Source organism: Chryseobacterium barbadense, assembly GCF_042849955.1.
Taxonomy (GTDB): domain Bacteria; phylum Bacteroidota; class Bacteroidia; order Flavobacteriales; family Weeksellaceae; genus Chryseobacterium.
This window is the reverse complement of the sequence record NZ_BAAFHL010000017.1, coordinates 47,179-61,624: the sequence shown is the minus strand read 5'-3', so window position 1 is coordinate 61,624 and position 14,446 is coordinate 47,179. Positions and strand designations below refer to the sequence as shown.

Sequence of the window (14,446 nt, the reverse complement as noted above, 5' to 3'; positions counted from 1 at the left end):
GTAAACGGTCGTCTCTCTGGCTGTACTGTATTTCTTCTCCTTTTACATTCAGGTAGATATATTTTTCTTCAAGTCTGGCTTTAAAAATGGAGTCCCTATAAATAGGAAGCGGCCATTTTTTGGGGCTTTTGTGTCTTCCGACTTCTTTATACTCCTCATATGTTACCATTTGATACTTAAAAGGAGTAATTATTTTTCCTTTATGATCTGAAATAGCCCATCCTTTATCGTTCTTAAGTAAAAAATAATCATGAAAGGCAGGTAATGCCGAGTTGGAAGAGTAAATCCCTGCAATTTCTTCATATTCATTCTTTATAATTTCTTTGCCGTAAATGTCTACAACTCCCAACATATTGTTTTTCAGGGTGACAGCGTATATTAAGAGAGGATTTTGGCTGATGGTATCAAACTGGCTGATTCCATCAAATGCTTTTTCTTTTTTTAATTTTGAATAGGCTGCTTGTGTAAGGTTTCCGGATTTATCAGTTTCTAATTTCTGTTGAGCATATGAAATAATGGGAAGTATAATTAAAACAGATAAAATCAGTTTTCTTAATACGATATTTTTTTTCATTAAATAATTTAAATGGATTAGTTAAGGTAAAGAATCGATAAAAAAAACTGCTTCAAATTTGAAGCAGTCTATATTTTATGATTCATGATGATCATACATTTTGTTGTACAGATCTATAAACCTTTCCTTGATTGCTTTTCTTTTCAGTTTTAGTGTAGGCGTCAGAAGTCCGCCGTCTATTCCCCAAACCTCAGGGGTCAGTTCAATTTTCTTGATCTTCTCCCAATTTCCGAGATGTTCATTGATGCCATTGATTTCTTTTTCGATTCTGTCTTTTAATTCAGGGCTTTTGGCAATCTCTTCCGGGGTAGAACCTACGGTCAGATTGTTACGCATTGCCCAGTTTTTGGCAAATTCAAAATCAGGCTGGATCAAAGCACATGGCATTTTTTCACCATCACCCACTACCATGATCTGCTCTATGAACTTAGAAGCTTTTGCTAGATTTTCGATGGTTTGCGGCGCAATATATTTTCCACCTGATGTTTTGAACATTTCTTTCTTACGGTCGGTGATCTGTAGGAATCCGTCGCTATCAATATGACCGATATCTCCTGTTTTAAAATAGCCGTCATCTGTAAACGCCTCTTTCGACATTTCTTCGTTCTTAAAATATCCTTTGAATACAGACGGGCCTTTTACGGTAATTTCACCATCTTCCTGGATTTTTACATCCAGATTATCCAAAGGAAGTCCTACAGTTCCCACCTTCATTTTTTCAAAACTGTTCACAGAAATCACCGGGGAAGTTTCAGTAAGACCATAGCCTTCCAGAATAGGAATTCCGGCATTTTGAAACATCAGATTCAACCTTGTGGATAAGGCTGCAGAACCTGAAACCAGAGTAATAATCTCACCGCCTAAGCCTTCTCTCCATTTGGAAAATACAAGCTTGTCAGCAATAATTTCCTGTAATCCTGATGGTTTTGATACCTCTTTCTTTTTAGTGATAAGATTTAGAGCCCAGAAGAAGATTTTGGATTTTAAACCTCCTGCAGAAGAGCCGGTATTGTAAATTTTATCATATACTTTTTCTACCAGTCTTGGTACAACACTCATATAATGAGGTTTTACTTCTTTCACATTCTCACCCATTTTTTCAATGCTCTCTGCAAAATATATAGAGAAACCATTATACTGGAACAGGTAGAACAGCATTCTTTCGAAAATGTGGCAGATGGGCAGGAAGCTCAGAATTCTGGTATCTTTATAATCTAAACTTTTCTTTCTCGGAATTCTTGGGATAGAACCCAACACATTGGAAACAATATTATGATGCGTAAGCATTACCCCTTTAGGCTTTCCTGTAGTTCCGGAAGTATAGATGATTGTGGCCAGATCTTCAGGATTGATCGTATTGGAAAGGTCTTCCACCTCAATCTGGGTAGAATCATCCTCACCAAGATCCAGGATTTCTTTCCAGTTGGCAGCCCCACTTATATGATCAAAAGTGAAAATTCCCTGTAGGGAAGGAATATTGTGCTTCACTTTCATTACTTTATTCAAAAGATCTTTATCAGAGACAAAACAATACTTTATTTCGGCATCATTGAAGATGAATTCATAATCTTCCGGAGAAATGCTTGGGTATACCGGTACGGAAACCACCCCGATCTGGGAAAGCCCCAAATCCATAATGGCCCACTCTGTACGGGAATTGGTAGTGATCAATGCAATCTTATCTCCCGGCTTGATGCCCAGTTTTAACAGTCCTCTGGATATTTTATTTCCTTCATTGATAAACTCCTGCGTAGAGGTTTTCTTCCATTCTCCTTGATATTTGGTAACAAACATATCATTTTTAGGGAATTTCTCTAAAGCATGGTGGGGTATATCAAATAATCTTTTAATTGTCATAATTTTTTAAGCAGTTTTAACAATTCTAAATATAAGCATTTTTTTTAATAACGGAAGTTGTTAACCGGGAATTAGAAATTAGTGAAATGTATACCATAATATATTGAATAGTTATGGGATAAAATGAGAATATTTTAGGAATGTAATAAAGGAATCAGAAATACTTTGATTTATCTTCTAAATTGCTAATTTTTAGCACCTAACTTCTAATTCTATTTTCAGATTTGCTTAAAAAGTGTAAATTTACGACCATCTAATTATTCAATTTTATGGACTTTAATTTATCGGAAGAACAGCTGATGATTCAGCAGGCAGCAAGGGATTTTGCGCAAAACGAACTATTACCGGAAGTCATCGAAAGAGACCGTGACCAGAAATTTCCTGCAGAGCAGGTAAAGAAAATGGGAGAAATGGGGCTTTTGGGAATGATGGTGGATCCTAAATACGGAGGAGCCGGTATGGATAGCGTTTCTTACGTTTTGGCAATGGAGGAGATTGCAAAAGTGGATGCTTCTGCAGCTGTTGTAATGTCTGTAAACAATTCATTGGTTTGTGCAGGTCTTGAGAAATTCGCATCTGAAGAACAAAAAGTAAAATATTTGACCCCACTTGCAAGCGGGCAGGTAATCGGAGCATTTGCTTTGTCTGAGCCGGAAGCAGGGTCAGACGCTACTTCTCAGAAGACGACTGCGGAAGATAAAGGGGACTATTATCTTTTAAACGGGATCAAAAACTGGATTACAAATGGAGGAACAGCTTCTTATTATATTGTAATTGCACAGACTGATCCTGAGAAAAAGCATAAAGGAATCAATGCATTTATCGTAGAAAGAGGATGGGAAGGTTTTGAAATCGGACCCAAAGAAGATAAATTGGGAATCAGAGGAAGTGATACGCATTCTTTGATTTTCAACAACGTAAAAGTGCCAAAGGAAAACAGAATCGGGGAAGACGGATTTGGATTCAACTTTGCTATGGCAGTATTAAACGGTGGAAGAATCGGGATTGCTTCTCAGGCTTTAGGGATTGCTTCAGGAGCTTATGAATTAGCATTGAAATACGCTAAAACCAGAAAAGCTTTTAAAACTGAAATCATTAACCATCAGGCGATCGCTTTCAAATTAGCGGATATGGCTACTCAGATTACGGCGGCAAGAATGCTTTGTTTCAAGGCTGCCACTGAAAAAGACGCTGGAAAAGATATCTCTGAGAGTGGAGCTATGGCCAAATTATATGCTTCTCAGGTGGCGATGGATACTACCATTGAAGCAGTACAAATCCATGGTGGATACGGATACGTGAAAGAATATCACGTAGAAAGATTAATGAGAGATGCAAAAATCACTCAGATCTATGAAGGAACTTCTGAAATCCAGAAAATTGTGATTTCAAGAAGCATTGCAAAATAAGCAGACTTAAAACTACACTATGAAATACTTGTGGATCACTCTCGGAGTCATACTTTTGCTTTTAGGAGTATTTGTATGGTATAAGTATTATTTCGTTTTTGGAGAAGGAGTAAAATCCGGCTATCTGAACTATGCCATGAAAAAGGGGTATATCTTTAAAACCTATGAAGGTAAACTGATCCAGGAAGGGTTCGGAAGAGGAAAAGCAGGTACGGTAACAAGCTATGAGTTTGAATTTTCCGTAGAAGATGCCAAGATCTTCCAACAGCTGGAAATGAACAGCGGTAAAACTTTTGATCTTCATTATAAAGAGTATAACGGAGCTTTACCATGGCGAGGCAATACCAAGTACGTCGTAGATAAAATAGTCAATATGAAATAAAAAAACGCCTTTCAGATTTCTGAAAGGCGTTTTCATTATTTTTTTTGATCAGAATGATCCGGAGCATCCTGCGATTTTCTTTTTTTATATAAATAGTATCCAATCCCAACAATTAAAAAAAGAGGCCAGAGAGGAAGCAAGAAAAGAAAAATAGAGGTAATCACGTTCCACCCTGAAGAAATGGCTGCGAAAGATTTTTCACTAAAAGTTTCAGGTTCTTTTTTTGCTGCATAGCTTTCTTCCGTAGTTCCATAAAGGGTAATATCGAGGTCACACATGGTGTTCTCGGAAAAATCCTGTCCGGAAATCTCAATGCCTTTATTTTCAATTTGTCCTACATTATCAATATCATCCATTAAATATTCAAACTTTTGAATAGGTACTTTTACTTTCAGATATGCAGTTTTCTTATCATCGCTGTTTAAAGAAATATTCTCGCTTTTAATATAGCCGTCATATTTTCGGACTCCTTCTTTTACAATTTCTTTCGCCGACTCAGCATCGTTTACGGATAATTCCAAGGTTCCGGTTTTGATCATCTTGTTTTTAGGCATGCTGAGCTCATAACTGTCATTTTTAGGCTGATCTTTATAAACGATTTTAGTCTCTTTGATCACCTTCGGAGCCGGTACATTCACCACAATTTTTTCAGACTTTTTCCCAGCGGAATCATTTTTCTTTTTCGGATCGGATTCCAGCTTTACAGCAGCAATTTTATCAGACAGAGAATCTATACTTTTGGTTGTTGATTCTATTTTTTCTTTTATATCTTGCTTCGTTTCCTCATACTCTTTGATCTTTACACTGGCGGAATCTAAAATCTTGTCAGCAGAATTTTGAACGGAATTTACTGTTTCGTTAGCAACCGCAGCCACACTGTCTGCCGATTTGATGGCATCTTCAATTTGAGACTGGCTTACTTCTCCCTTTTTACACATGATGAAAGTGCCTGATACAGCAGCTAGCAATATGAATTTTTTCATAACATTAATTTTTGATGAAGTAAAGCTAAATAGAGATTGACAGAAAAATTTGTAAATGAAATGTATGATTTTGGTAAAATTTTATCTTGTTGAAATTCAATGTTTTGTAATTCATTTACAACGATTTTACAAATTTCTTAAAAAATAAAAGAAAAAATATTTAAAATGCTAATTATGAATATTTTAATATTTACATTTGCTTATTAATATTTTAATAATGAAAAAAGCACTTTTATTGATGTTTATGTTGGTTTTATTTGTATTTGCATCGGGTTGTAAACCTCTTTCTGCAACAAAGAACCCTGTGGAGACAGAATCAATAAGAGTTAAAAACAATAATGAAGTAAAATTTTCAGAAGTAAGGAGGCTGAATAAAGATGTATCGTTGCAAGAGTACATGATTATACGGTCTTTTGAGGAAACGGTAAAATTATACCGTTTGTTGGAAGATAAGAGGTTTTCCCGATCAGAACCAATTCCTACACTTGCTGAAAATGAATTCATTCTTCTGCTAAAGCCTGAGCTTAAAATAAAACAGTACGGAGATATTGAAGTTGTGAAAATAGAAGAAAGTCAATCTGTTCTCAATGTGTATTATAAAGAAATTGATAACGAAGAATATTCAGCAAACAAACAAAAAAATCCTATCCTGATCCTTATTGTAGAAGGGAAAATTCCTTCTCGGATTAAACTAATGCCTATTAATTCATAAAAAATAAAATTACATGAAGAAAAAATTATTAATTCTGGGGACTTTGCTTATGTTTTCTGCAGCAGGGTTTGCTCAGCAAAACCATTGGAAAAAGCTTGATTCGAAGATCAATGGTGAAATTCGGGAAAGCAATGTGAGAATCACTGATTTCGCTCTGTTAACGCTTAATGTTAATAATATTCAAAATCAGCTCAAAAATTTACCGGACGTTGACTTTCATCAATCTCAGAAAGGCGTATTATTACATTTTCCCAACCTGGAAGGTGGTTTTGATACATATGAGGTTTTCGAATCATCAACCATGCATCCCGATCTTCAGAGCAGATATTCTGAAATCAGATCTTACACAGGGTTTAAAAAAGGTGACAAATCATCCGTTTTAAAATTTACCATAGATCCTTATTTCGGATTTAATGGGATGATCAGAAATAATACAGGTATTTATTATATTGATTCTTATACAAAAGATAATAAGGTCTACAAAGTCTATGACCGGAAAAAAGCATCCTCTCTTAATCAGTTTGAGTGTCTTTTCAATGGTGAGAGTGAGCTGAAGGAATCTGCTCTGAGTACTCAAAAAACAGTTGTGGACGGGTTGAATAGAAAATACAGGCTTTCCATTACAACAACCATAGAATACACCGGTTATATTGCAACACAAGCAGGAGTAGGCTCAGGAACGGATGCTCAGAAGAAAGCAGCAGTTCTTGCAGCGGTTAATTTAGCTGTAGCAAGGCTGAATGAAGTTTTTGAAAGGGATATTTCTGTAAGGTTACAGCTTATTGCCAATACGGATGCCCTTTTCTTTATCAGTACAGATACTTTCAATACTTTGGATGCAGGACAAATGCTTAGCGAAAACATTACGGTTACCGATAATATCATAGGTTCTGCCAATTATGATATCGGGCACTTATTTTTCCGGGCTAATGCAGGAAATGATAATGGCTTGGCAGCCACACCTTCTATTTGTGGAAGTAGTAAAGCCGGTGGAGTTACCGGTTCAGCAGTTCCGGTAGGAGATCCTTTTGTAATTGACTTTGTAGCCCATGAAATGGGACACCAGTTTGGGGCAAAACATACACAAAATAATGGCTGTAATAGAAATATACCCACATCCGTAGAACCTGGAAGTGCAAGTTCTATTATGGGCTATGCGGGAATCTGCCCTCCCAATGTACAGATGAATAGTGATGCTTACTTTCATGCTGTGAGTATAGCTGAAATGTATACAAGACTGACATCGGGCTCAACTTCTACCTGTGGTGTTAAAACCCCTACTACCAATACAGAACCGGTGGTTAATGCCGGATCAGATAAAAGCATCCCGAAAAGTACACCCTTTATGTTAACAGCAGTGGCAACAGATCCTAACAATGATCCACTTACCTATACTTGGGAACAAATTGATGCAGGGGTTGCTACAATGCCTCCTCAACCAACCAATACAGTAGGACCGCTTTTCAGATCTGTAATCCCAACAGCATCCCCTTCAAGGTATTTTCCAAGGCTGTCAACAATTGTTTCAGGGTATGATCCCACCGTTACGACACCCACAGACGTAAGAACATGGGAAAAACTTTCTTCTGTAGCAAGAGATCTTAACTTTTCAGTTCTTGTAAGGGATAATAATTCCGTAGGAGGGCAAACAGCACGTGATGATGTGAAGCTTACTGTTGTAAACTCAGCAGGACCGTTTGTGGTTACTTCACAAAATACAGCGGGAGTTGTTTGGAATGAAGGGCAGTCATATGCTATTACATGGGATGTTGCCAATACAACTGCGGCACCTGTAAGCACTCCTAATGTGTCCATCTTATTATCAAAAGACGGGGGGCTTACTTTCTCAACTGTTTTGGTGGCAAGCACTCCTAATACCGGTACTTACAATTATACAGTTCCGGGTGGTCTGGGAACAATTACCAATAACGCCAGAATAATGGTGAAAGCTGTGGATAACGTGTTTTTAAATGTTAACTCTCAAAACTTCACCATCAATTCATCGATAGTAGTGCCTCCGGCGGGAGGAACCCCGGGAACAAGTCCTGCGAAAATATACCAGGGCTTAATGATTTATCCGGTTCCTTCAAGCGATGGTTTTGTTTATATTAAAGCAGATTTTCAAAGACAAATTCCGTTGCGTCCTTATGTAGTGACGTATGAAATATATGCAATGGATGGAAAACTGGTGGTTCCCAAAAAAACCGTTTACATGTTTGAGCAACATTTGGAAAGAATTGATTTACGACATCTTCCTACGGAAACATATATGATACATGTTACCATCAATGGAGAAAAAATTGTTAAAAAATTACAGATGCTAAACAACTAAATCTCTCAATGTAGATCTATAAAAAAACCGTTCAGGAAATGAACGGTTTTTTATTTTTTAAAATTAATGCTTTAGGCGTTATTGAATTCACTGATAAAATGAAGCTTTACATTCGGGAATTTTTCCTGCGTCATGTGAATGGTGAATGAAGAATCCGCTAAAAATACCAATTGGTTGTATTTATCTCTGGCCAAAAATCTTTGCTTCAATCTTGCAAACTCTTTAAACTCTTCAGACTTTTCATCGGCTTCCACCCAGCAGGCTTTATGCATGGCAAGAGGTTCATAAGTACATTTAGCACCATATTCATGTTCAAGACGGTACTGGATAACCTCATACTGAAGTGCTCCTACCGTTCCGATGATTTTTCTTCCGTTCATTTCAAGGGTAAATAACTGGGCAACACCTTCATCCATCAGCTGGTCAATACCTTTTGCCAGTTGCTTAGCCTTTAACGGATCACTATTATTAATATAGCGGAAATGTTCAGGGGAGAAGCTCGGAACACCTTTGAAGCTTAGCTTTTCACCACCTGTTAAGGTATCTCCGATTCTGAAGTTTCCTGTATCGTGAAGCCCTACAATATCTCCCGGAAAACTTTCATCCACCACTTCTTTTTTATCAGCGAAGAAAGCATTTGGAGAGGAAAATTTCATTTTTTTGCCTTCTCTCACCAAAAGATAATTCTCATTTCTTTTAAAAGTTCCCGAAACAATTTTTACGAAAGCCAGACGGTCTCTGTGCTTGGGATCCATATTGGCGTGGATCTTAAACACAAATCCTGTAAACTGGTTTTCTTCCGGTCTTACAATACGAAGATCACTTTCCTTAGCCTGCGGCATTGGTGCAATTTCAATGAAAGCATCCAGCAATTCGCGGACCCCGAAGTTATTCAAAGCGGATCCGAAGAAAACAGGCTGTAATTCACCTTTCATATAATCTTCGCGGTTAAATTCCGGGTAAACAGATTGTATCAGATCAAGTTCTTCTCTTAAAGTAGCAGCAGCTTTTTCACCAATAGCTTCATCTATCGAAGAATCATTAATATCATCAAATGTAATGGATTCTCCTACCTTTTGTTTCTTTTCTTCCAGGAACAGCTGAATATTGTTTTCCCAGATATTATAAATTCCCTGAAAATCGCTTCCCATTCCGATAGGAAGAGACAATGGAACGACACGAAGTCCTAATTTTTGTTCCACTTCATCCAGAAGATCGAAAGCATCCTTACCTTCACGGTCAAGCTTATTGATGAAAACAAGCATCGGAATATTTCTCATTCGGCATACCTGAACAAGCTTTTCGGTCTGCTCCTCAACCCCTTTTGCCACGTCGATCACAACAATTACAGAATCAACAGCCGTTAATGTCCTGTACGTATCTTCCGCGAAATCTTTGTGACCCGGAGTATCCAGGATGTTGATTTTGTGATCTTTATATTCAAAAGCCAATACTGAAGTCGCTACCGAGATTCCTCTCTGTCTTTCGATTTCCATAAAGTCAGAAGTGGCTCCTTTTTTTATTTTGTTGGATTTTACCGCCCCTGCTTCCTGAATAGCGCCTCCGAAAAGGAGTAGCTTCTCCGTAAGAGTGGTTTTTCCGGCATCGGGGTGGGAAATAATCCCGAAGGTTTTTCTTTTCTGTATTTCTTTGATTAAGTCTGACATAGTGTATTTTGAGGTTGCAAAAATCGTGATTTTTTATTGAAAATAAAAACTTTCCGTACATTCGAATTTCATCATTATGATAAACTCTGATTTTTGTTTGACAAAATGTTTTTAACGATTATATTTGTTTTAAATTTCTTTCATGAAGACTAAAAGATTAATTCTTGTCACTTCACCACCTGCTTCAGGAAAAACGTATATTTCAAAGAAAATTTCGGAAAAACTTAAGCATATCGTCTATCTTGATAAAGACACGCTGATCCCGCTTAGTAAGCAGATATTCGTGGTTGCGGGACAAGAATATGACCGGAGTTCAGATTTTTTTGAAAAATATATCCGCGATTATGAATATACTGCCATTGTAGATCTTGCGTTAGAGGCTTTGCAATATGATGACAAAGCGTTGATTAATGCGCCATTTACAAGAGAAATCCGTTCACCGGAATATATGAATAACCTTAAGGAAAGACTGAAAGATTACCATGCAAAACTTACCGTCATTTGGGTCATCACAAAGCCTGAAGTCATTCATCAGCGTATGATTAAGCGCAATTCGGATCGCGATACCTGGAAGCTGGAAAATTGGGATCAATATATTGCAGAGGTTGATTTTTCCATTCCTTCGACTATTGATGACAAGAATGATGATCTTGATTTTCTGGAATTTTATAACTCTTCAGAGGAAGAATACACCGAATCTATGGAAAGAATTATTTCATTATTGGAAAATGAATAACCATTTTATAAGTAATTACTTTATTTTTGACAAAAATTAGAAATTCATGGAAAACAGCAGATATCCGAAGTTTACTTTTACATGGATCGGAGGGCTTGTTCTATTGGGCGGATTGTTGACAGGAACCATAGTGGTTTCCTTTTTGAATGTTTTTTGGATGTTTGTCTTTAAAGAAAACCTGCAATACAGAGACTGGTTTCTTATGCTTTCGAATGCCGCCGGATTTCTTACAGCCATTGCATTTTTTGATTTCTTTATCGTAAGGTCAAGTACAAAGAAAAAACTGAACTTCAATTTTTCTCCCACAAATTTTTATACCTATCTCTTAATTTTCCCCCTAATGCTGGGAATGATGTTTATTGCTGAATTTATCACTGCTCAGATTCCGATAACGGGGCCTTTCTTTGGAAAGTTTTATGAGTTTTTCTCTGATCTTATGAATCAGCTGACGGATGATAAAGCAGTAATGATTATTACAGCCGTTATTATGGCCCCCATTTTTGAAGAGATCATATTCAGAGGGATTATACAAAAGGGATTGATTAATAAAGGGGTGAAACCCTGGAAGGCAATAGTATATGCTTCCATTATTTTTGGGGTGGTTCACGCCAATCCGTGGCAATTTGTAGGGGCTGTTTTACTGGGCTGTGTTTTAGGATTGGTCTATTATAAGACTAAATCCCTGCTATTGCCGATGTTACTGCATGGCTTTAACAATTTATGCTCATCATTACTCATTGTATATACCAAAAACGAAAGCTTTGCGGATGCATTCAAAGTTTCCGAATGGATCATATTAGGAATCGGAATTGTAATTTTTTCACTTTTCTATTACCTGTTTATGAAGAAATATAAAGTGCATTATGCTGAAATTTAAATAAAAAATGAAAATGGATATGGAATTATTGGTTGCCACGCACAACGAACACAAAAAAGAGGAAATCCAGCAGATTTTAGGAAACAATTTTATTGTTAAAAGCCTTACGGATTATGAGATTCATGAAGAAATTATAGAAGATGGAGATTCTTTCAACGCAAATGCATTAATTAAAGCCAAGTATTGCTTTGAAAAAACCGGAATTCCAAGTTTAGGAGACGATAGTGGATTGGTTGTTGAAGTACTGGACGGGAGACCGGGAATTTTTTCCGCCCGTTATGCGGGGGATCATGACTTTGCTAAAAATATTGAAAAAGTGTTGGGCGAAATGGAGGGTGAGAAAAACAGAAAAGCTTATTTCATTACTGTTTTATGCTATTACGACGAAAACGGGGCGAAATACTTTGAAGGAAGAGTTCACGGAAATCTGCTGACAGAAAATAAGGGTTTCAAAGGATTCGGATATGATCCTGTTTTTGTACCTGAGAATTATGACAGAACCTTTGCCGAAATGAATCCTGAAGACAAAAATAAAATCAGCCATCGCAAAAGAGCGCTGGATTTATTTCTGAATTATCTTAAAGTCGCTGACCAGCAATAATAAATTCGGGGTTTTAGGTTTTTCTGTTGTACATTTGTTATCATAAACTATTGATTTGAGTACTTATTTAACGATATTAGGTTTTAATTCAGCGATACCAACGATCAATTCATCTCCTACGTCACAGCTCCTGGAAATGGAGGAAAGACATTTTTTGATCGATTGCGGAGAAGGAACACAGGTACAGCTGAGAAAAGCAAAAGCAAGGTTTTCAAAAATCAATCATATATTTATTTCCCATCTTCACGGAGACCATTGTTTCGGGCTTCCGGGGCTTATTGCCTCCTTCAGGCTGCTGGGAAGAGAAAACCCTTTACATGTTTATGGGCCGAAAGGAATCAGGAACATGTTGGAAACCATCTTCACCATTACCGAAACCCATCGTGGTTTTGAAGTGATATATCATGAACTGGACAAGGATTATTCCGAAAAGATCTATGAGGACAACAGGGTAGAAGTATATACGATTCCGTTGGATCACAGGATTTACTGTAATGGTTATCTGTTTAAGGAAAAACCAAAAGACAGACACCTGAATATGAAGGAGATTGCAAAGTACAATGAAATTGAAATCTGCGATTATCACAATCTTAAAGCCGGAAAGGATTTTGTATTAAGTGATGGATATGTGCTCAAAAATGAAGTACTTACCGTTGAACCTGCTCCTTCGGTTTCGTATGCATTTTGCAGTGATACAAGATATCTTGAAAGTGTGATTCCGATTATTAAAAATGCAACCGTGCTGTATCATGAATCCACATTTTTACATGATCTGAAGGAAATGGCAGATTATACAGGACATTCAACCGCTTTGGAAGCAGCCAAAATTGCACAGAAAGCTGATGTGGGAAAGCTGATTTTAGGGCATTTTTCTAATCGTTATGCGGATCTTACCGTATTTACGGATGAAGCAAGGAATGTTTTCCCGAATACATTTCTTCCGAAAGCGTTGGAATGTGTGAAAATTTAAAGAAATGATGTTGAATTTCGAAGAATTGAAAAGCTTTTTAAATGAAAAGGCTGATCAGTACAATAATACAGATTTTATTGAGAACGATCCGGTGCAGATTCCGCATCGCTTTTCTCTACAGCAGGATATAGAAATTGCCGGTTTTCTGGCTGCGACAATTTCCTGGGGAAACAGAAAGTCAATTATAAGATCAGCGGAAAAAATGCTGGATCTGATGGGAAATTCACCTTACGACTTTGTGTTGAATTATTCTGAGAAAGATTTGGTTTTTATTCAGGATAAAAGCATCCACAGAACCTTTAATGGTCAGGATTTTTCTTATTTTATCAGGCAATTCAACAGGATTTATACCCACTATGAAAGCCTGGAGGATTTATTTAAGGTTGAAAATCCTGAAATCAATTTTTACCATGCTATAGAAAGGTTCAGGAAACAATTTTTAGAAACGGATAAACATCGGAGCCATAAACATATAAGTTCACCATATAAAAATTCTTCCGCCAAAAGAATTATCATGTTCTTGCGTTGGATGATTCGTAAAGATCAGCGTGGCGTAGATTTTGGAATCTGGAAAAATATAGATCAGAAATATTTATCTATTCCTCTGGATGTGCATACCGGAAATATTTCGCGAAAGCTCGGGCTGATTTCAAGAACGCAGAATGACTGGAAAACCGTTGAGGAATTGGATGAAGCGATAAGAAAATTTGACGATAAAGATCCTGCAAAATATGATTTTGCCCTGTTTGGATTGGGAGTAACTAAAGAACTGCTATAAAAAAATTGAATGATGAAAATAGACAATGAAAAAACAGAAACTTTAGAAAGAATTGCTAATGGAATAACCTGGTGGATCGGGTCTATTCCTTCACTTATTGCCCATACTTTATTTTTTATCATTTCGTTTCTGCTTCCTTTGCTCGGAATAGTGGAATTCGATAAGATGCTTCTTATCCTTACAACGGTAGTTTCACTGGAAGCAATTTACCTGGCAATCTTCATCCAGATGTCGGTGAACAGAAGTCATGAAAAAATTGAAGATATTCAGGAGGATATCGAAGAGATTAGTGAAGACATAGAAGATATTCAGGAAGACATTGAGGAAATCAGTGAGGATATTGAGGAGATCAGTGAAGATATCGAAGAAATTAATGAAGATATTGAAGATATCCAGGAAGACATTGAAGAGATTAATGAAGAAGAGGAAGACGAAAACCATAATGAAAGAGCCAGAAATGTGATGTTGAAAAGCAATGTAAGTTCTAATAAGAATGAGATTAAGGCCTTAAAAGATAAAATTCAGGAGCTTCAGGATAAAATTGATGAATTGAAAAAAGATTAGTTTT

The 14,446-nt window shown here is 36.9% G+C and carries 14 protein-coding genes; 10 read left to right on the top strand and 4 right to left on the bottom strand.

The window, feature by feature from the left end; all coding sequences use genetic code 11:
* Positions 1-574 (bottom strand): hypothetical protein (locus tag ACGHIN_RS08960; protein ID WP_390452683.1); only part of this gene is annotated, 574 nt, incomplete at its 3' end.
* Positions 575-649: 75 nt separating this feature from the next.
* Positions 650-2,431 carry an AMP-dependent synthetase/ligase gene (locus tag ACGHIN_RS08955; protein WP_390452681.1) on the bottom strand — a complete coding sequence of 594 codons (1,782 nt, stop codon included), beginning with the start codon at positions 2,429-2,431 and terminating at the stop codon, positions 650-652.
* Between the two features lie 269 nt (positions 2,432-2,700).
* Between ACGHIN_RS08955 and ACGHIN_RS08950 the strand changes: the two genes are divergently transcribed.
* Positions 2,701-3,840: an acyl-CoA dehydrogenase gene (locus tag ACGHIN_RS08950; RefSeq protein ID WP_390452679.1), complete on the top strand. Its 1,140-nt coding sequence runs from the start codon at positions 2,701-2,703 to the stop codon at positions 3,838-3,840.
* Positions 3,841-3,859: 19 nt separating this feature from the next.
* A complete protein-coding gene (locus ACGHIN_RS08945; protein WP_390452678.1) occupies positions 3,860-4,222 on the top strand; it encodes a hypothetical protein in 363 nt (120 codons plus the stop codon).
* Between the two features lie 35 nt (positions 4,223-4,257).
* Here the strand turns inward: ACGHIN_RS08945 and ACGHIN_RS08940 are convergent, their stop codons facing one another.
* The gene (locus ACGHIN_RS08940) at positions 4,258-5,205 is read right to left on the bottom strand and encodes a DUF4349 domain-containing protein (protein WP_390452676.1); all 948 of its coding nucleotides are present in this window, start codon (positions 5,203-5,205) and stop codon (positions 4,258-4,260) included.
* A 217-nt stretch (positions 5,206-5,422) separates the two neighbouring features.
* Between ACGHIN_RS08940 and ACGHIN_RS08935 the strand changes: the two genes are divergently transcribed.
* On the top strand, positions 5,423-5,917 hold the full coding sequence (locus ACGHIN_RS08935; protein WP_390452674.1) for a hypothetical protein: 495 nt from the start codon (positions 5,423-5,425) through the stop codon (positions 5,915-5,917).
* A gap of 13 nt (positions 5,918-5,930) precedes the next feature.
* Positions 5,931-8,249 carry a reprolysin-like metallopeptidase gene (locus ACGHIN_RS08930; RefSeq protein ID WP_390452672.1) on the top strand — a complete coding sequence of 773 codons (2,319 nt, stop codon included), beginning with the start codon at positions 5,931-5,933 and terminating at the stop codon, positions 8,247-8,249.
* Positions 8,250-8,320: 71 nt separating this feature from the next.
* On the opposite strand, the gene ACGHIN_RS08925 is transcribed toward ACGHIN_RS08930, so the two are convergent.
* A complete protein-coding gene (locus ACGHIN_RS08925; protein WP_390452670.1) occupies positions 8,321-9,916 on the bottom strand; it encodes a peptide chain release factor 3 in 1,596 nt (531 codons plus the stop codon).
* Between the two features lie 142 nt (positions 9,917-10,058).
* Between ACGHIN_RS08925 and ACGHIN_RS08920 the strand changes: the two genes are divergently transcribed.
* The 6 genes from ACGHIN_RS08920 to ACGHIN_RS08895 are packed head-to-tail and all read left to right on the top strand — an operon-like array spanning position 10,059 to position 14,442.
* Positions 10,059-10,652 carry a P-loop nucleotide/nucleoside kinase family protein gene (locus tag ACGHIN_RS08920; protein ID WP_390452668.1) on the top strand — a complete coding sequence of 198 codons (594 nt, stop codon included), beginning with the start codon at positions 10,059-10,061 and terminating at the stop codon, positions 10,650-10,652.
* Positions 10,653-10,698: 46 nt separating this feature from the next.
* Complete coding sequence (locus tag ACGHIN_RS08915; protein ID WP_390452666.1) at positions 10,699-11,529, top strand: CPBP family intramembrane glutamic endopeptidase; 831 nt, start codon at positions 10,699-10,701, stop codon at positions 11,527-11,529.
* Between the two features lie 13 nt (positions 11,530-11,542).
* Positions 11,543-12,130, top strand: coding sequence for an RdgB/HAM1 family non-canonical purine NTP pyrophosphatase (gene rdgB / locus ACGHIN_RS08910; RefSeq protein WP_390452665.1), 588 nt, complete (start codon positions 11,543-11,545; stop codon positions 12,128-12,130).
* Between the two features lie 55 nt (positions 12,131-12,185).
* Entirely contained in the window at positions 12,186-13,100 is a 915-nt protein-coding gene (locus tag ACGHIN_RS08905; RefSeq protein ID WP_390452663.1) for a ribonuclease Z, read from the top strand.
* Between the two features lie 7 nt (positions 13,101-13,107).
* Positions 13,108-13,878 carry a TIGR02757 family protein gene (locus ACGHIN_RS08900; protein ID WP_390452684.1) on the top strand — a complete coding sequence of 257 codons (771 nt, stop codon included), beginning with the start codon at positions 13,108-13,110 and terminating at the stop codon, positions 13,876-13,878.
* A 9-nt stretch (positions 13,879-13,887) separates the two neighbouring features.
* Complete coding sequence (locus ACGHIN_RS08895; RefSeq protein WP_390452661.1) at positions 13,888-14,442, top strand: DUF1003 domain-containing protein; 555 nt, start codon at positions 13,888-13,890, stop codon at positions 14,440-14,442.
* The last annotated feature ends 4 nt before the right edge of the window (positions 14,443-14,446 follow it).

Excerpts from the sequence above, each read along its gene's own strand:
- ACGHIN_RS08955 (WP_390452681.1), bottom strand. The coding sequence starts at position 2,431 with ATGACAATTAAAAGATTATTTGATATACCCCACCATGCTTTAGAGAAA.
- ACGHIN_RS08950 (WP_390452679.1), top strand. The coding sequence starts at position 2,701 with ATGGACTTTAATTTATCGGAAGAACAGCTGATGATTCAGCAGGCAGCA.
- ACGHIN_RS08945 (WP_390452678.1), top strand. The coding sequence starts at position 3,860 with ATGAAATACTTGTGGATCACTCTCGGAGTCATACTTTTGCTTTTAGGA.
- ACGHIN_RS08940 (WP_390452676.1), bottom strand. The coding sequence starts at position 5,205 with ATGAAAAAATTCATATTGCTAGCTGCTGTATCAGGCACTTTCATCATG.
- ACGHIN_RS08935 (WP_390452674.1), top strand. The coding sequence starts at position 5,423 with ATGAAAAAAGCACTTTTATTGATGTTTATGTTGGTTTTATTTGTATTT.
- ACGHIN_RS08930 (WP_390452672.1), top strand. The coding sequence starts at position 5,931 with ATGAAGAAAAAATTATTAATTCTGGGGACTTTGCTTATGTTTTCTGCA.
- ACGHIN_RS08925 (WP_390452670.1), bottom strand. The coding sequence starts at position 9,916 with ATGTCAGACTTAATCAAAGAAATACAGAAAAGAAAAACCTTCGGGATT.
- ACGHIN_RS08920 (WP_390452668.1), top strand. The coding sequence starts at position 10,059 with ATGAAGACTAAAAGATTAATTCTTGTCACTTCACCACCTGCTTCAGGA.
- ACGHIN_RS08915 (WP_390452666.1), top strand. The coding sequence starts at position 10,699 with ATGGAAAACAGCAGATATCCGAAGTTTACTTTTACATGGATCGGAGGG.
- rdgB (WP_390452665.1), top strand. The coding sequence starts at position 11,543 with ATGGATATGGAATTATTGGTTGCCACGCACAACGAACACAAAAAAGAG.
- ACGHIN_RS08900 (WP_390452684.1), top strand. The coding sequence starts at position 13,108 with ATGTTGAATTTCGAAGAATTGAAAAGCTTTTTAAATGAAAAGGCTGAT.
- ACGHIN_RS08895 (WP_390452661.1), top strand. The coding sequence starts at position 13,888 with ATGATGAAAATAGACAATGAAAAAACAGAAACTTTAGAAAGAATTGCT.